4 protein-coding genes and 1 pseudogene are annotated in these 2440 nt (G+C 22.5%); all 5 read left to right on the forward strand.

The window, feature by feature from the left end; genetic code table 11:
• On the forward strand, window positions 1-183 hold a 183-nt coding region (locus tag AC30RD_RS08395; RefSeq protein ID WP_489494040.1), incomplete at its 5' end, for a hypothetical protein.
• 88 nt (window positions 184-271) lie between these two features.
• On the forward strand, window positions 272-874 hold the full coding sequence (locus AC30RD_RS08400; RefSeq protein WP_489494041.1) for a hypothetical protein: 603 nt from the start codon (window positions 272-274) through the stop codon (window positions 872-874).
• Window positions 867-1145 carry a winged helix-turn-helix domain-containing protein gene (locus AC30RD_RS08405; protein WP_489494042.1) on the forward strand — a complete coding sequence of 93 codons (279 nt, stop codon included), beginning with the start codon at window positions 867-869 and terminating at the stop codon, window positions 1143-1145. Before AC30RD_RS08400 ends, AC30RD_RS08405 begins: the two co-directional genes overlap by 8 nt.
• A complete protein-coding gene (locus tag AC30RD_RS08410) occupies window positions 1146-1466 on the forward strand; it encodes a hypothetical protein (RefSeq protein WP_489494043.1) in 321 nt (106 codons plus the stop codon).
• Window positions 1467-1481: 15 nt separating this feature from the next.
• Window positions 1482-2339, forward strand: a pseudogene (locus AC30RD_RS08415) (carcinine hydrolase/isopenicillin-N N-acyltransferase family protein); the annotation flags it as partial.
• Window positions 2340-2440 lie beyond the last annotated feature (101 nt).

A 2440-nucleotide genomic window follows, 5' to 3' on the forward strand; every position in this document is an offset into this window, starting at 1 on the left:
TTTGAAACTTTTAAGGCTGAGATTAGAGGTGAATTAAAAAGTTTTAAAGCAGAGATTATAGCAAATAATGAACAAACAAAACGAGAGATTCAAGAGAGTATAAACAGTATTATGAAGTGGTATATAGGAAGTGCTGGAATTGTTTTAGTAGTTTTAAAAGCACTTGATCTGTTTATAAAATAATTTTTTATAAATTTTCATATTTAAGTTTATATTAATTGAGCAATCAATATACTTTGAAATACAAAGTTATTTGTAATAAGGAGTTTTTATGCAAGAGAGTAAAAATGATGTTTTAAAAAAGCTAAAAGAGATACATACATCTCTTTTAGAAAATGAAAAGTTTATGCCATATAATTTTAATGCAATAATAGTTTGGGGTGTTGTTGCTATTTTTTTGTTTATATTTGCAAGTAATATATTTAAGATAAGTATTATATATGGCTCTATTTTTTTAATAGTTTTTTTAGGATTTGGGGCATTAGTTGAGTATTTTTTAATTAAAAATGAAAATAAAAAATATGATATGCCATATTTTAATAAACTTCAAAATTTTGTAGAAAAAGTTTATGTAATAAATATAATTTTTGGAATTTTTCTTACTATTATTTTTGTTCAAAGTATGCTTATAGATTATATCTATATTATATGGATATTTCTAATAGGAAGTGCTGGATATATTGCTGGATTTAGCATAAATTCTAAACTATTTACATATCATAGTATTATAAGTATTAGTGTTGCTTTTACACTTTTTATTTTATCTACATTTTTTAATATTACAATATTTAATCAATTAGCTGCTATAGTTGTAATTGGGTTTGGATATATCTATCTTGGTATAAGATTAAAAAGAGAATCTAACGATGTTTGATCCACTACTTCACCAAAATATACGCTCAAAACTTATCTCTTTACTTATACATAATGAAGAGTTACCTTTTAGTGCATTAAAAAAGATGTTAGAAGTAACAGATGGAAATCTATCTAGTCATCTTAAAAAACTAGAAGATGCCAACTATGTAAAAATAGATAAGTTTTTTGAGAAAAAACGTCCAAAAACAGTTGTAAGTATAACAAAAGATGGGAAAAAAGCTTTTAAAAATTATATATTAGAGTTGCAAAAATTTATCGAGGAAAATTAGATGTTTTATAAATTATTTATATTTTTATTTATGTCATATAATCTTTTTGCTTGTAGTATATTTCATATAAAAAATAATAATACAATATTAGTAGGTAGGAATTTTGACTATAAACAAGATAATTTACATATAAATTATATACATGCTACAAAAAATAGTTTTGCAAGAATTAGCATATCTCAACAAGATAGTTCAATGCCTTATGAAGGTATAAATTCAAAAGGATTATTTGTTGCTATATCTGCCGTGCCACATACAAAAACAAATATATTATTTTTTAAACCTATTGTTAAAAGTTTAGAGATGGTGATATTATTTTAAAAAAATAGTTCAACTACAGATGAAGCCATAAAAATTTTTAAAAACTATACTATTGCTTTTGGAGAGTTTTTAGGATACCCGTTAGTGCATTATAAAATAGTAGATAAAAATGGCAATAGTGCTATAGTTGAGATAGATAATGGTTTAAAAATTATAAAACAAAATACTAAAATTATGACAAATCACTATTTAAATAGTAAAAATAAGCTTAAAAAATCAAAAGAATCTTTAAAAAGATTTTATACTATACAAACTAGTTCAAATAATAATCTTAACAAAGATGATATCTTTAAAATTTTGCAAAAAGTATCAGTTAAAGATACTTTGTATAGTGTAGTTTATAATTTAACCACACAAACTATCTTTTTTAAATATAAAAATCAACAAATTAAAAATATTTCATTAAAAGATGAACTATATAAAACTAATCAAAATATTAAATATAGACTTAAAGATACAACTATATTACCATTAAAAGAATCATTTTCAAATCTTTTTATTAGACCTCATTTTGGATATTCAAAAGATTATATACATTTTGGTACAAGAGTTTTATTAGACATTGAAAATAATAAAAGATATGGTATTGAAGTAACAAAATTTAAAACTAACAAAGATAATTTTTACTCTATTGGAATTATTTTAGAACAAAGATTATGGCAATGGTTTAATATGTCAATAGGAACAATAGGCTATTTTAGTTATGGTAAAAATAATGATAATATTATTGGTTTAACATCAAATTTGGGGTGGGAACCTGATAATCACATACCATTTAAACCATTTATAACTTATAGAAATGATTTATTATTTGAAAAAACTCATACAAAAACCATTCACTCTATTAGTGTTGGTTTTGCATTTGCATTTTAATTTAAATAACTTTTGATAAAATACAGTTATATTAAAAAAGGGTCTAATTATGGATAAAACAAAAGTAGATGATATGCTAATTGAGATGATAACTCCAAAAG

It is taken from the genome of Nitrosophilus sp., assembly GCF_982775275.1.

What these genes read in the sequence shown, in the direction of transcription:
- AC30RD_RS08400 (WP_489494041.1), top strand. Translation starts at nt 272, where the DNA reads ATGCAAGAGAGTAAAAATGATGTTTTAAAAAAGCTAAAAGAGATACAT.
- AC30RD_RS08405 (WP_489494042.1), top strand. Translation starts at nt 867, where the DNA reads ATGTTTGATCCACTACTTCACCAAAATATACGCTCAAAACTTATCTCT.
- AC30RD_RS08410 (WP_489494043.1), top strand. Translation starts at nt 1,146, where the DNA reads ATGTTTTATAAATTATTTATATTTTTATTTATGTCATATAATCTTTTT.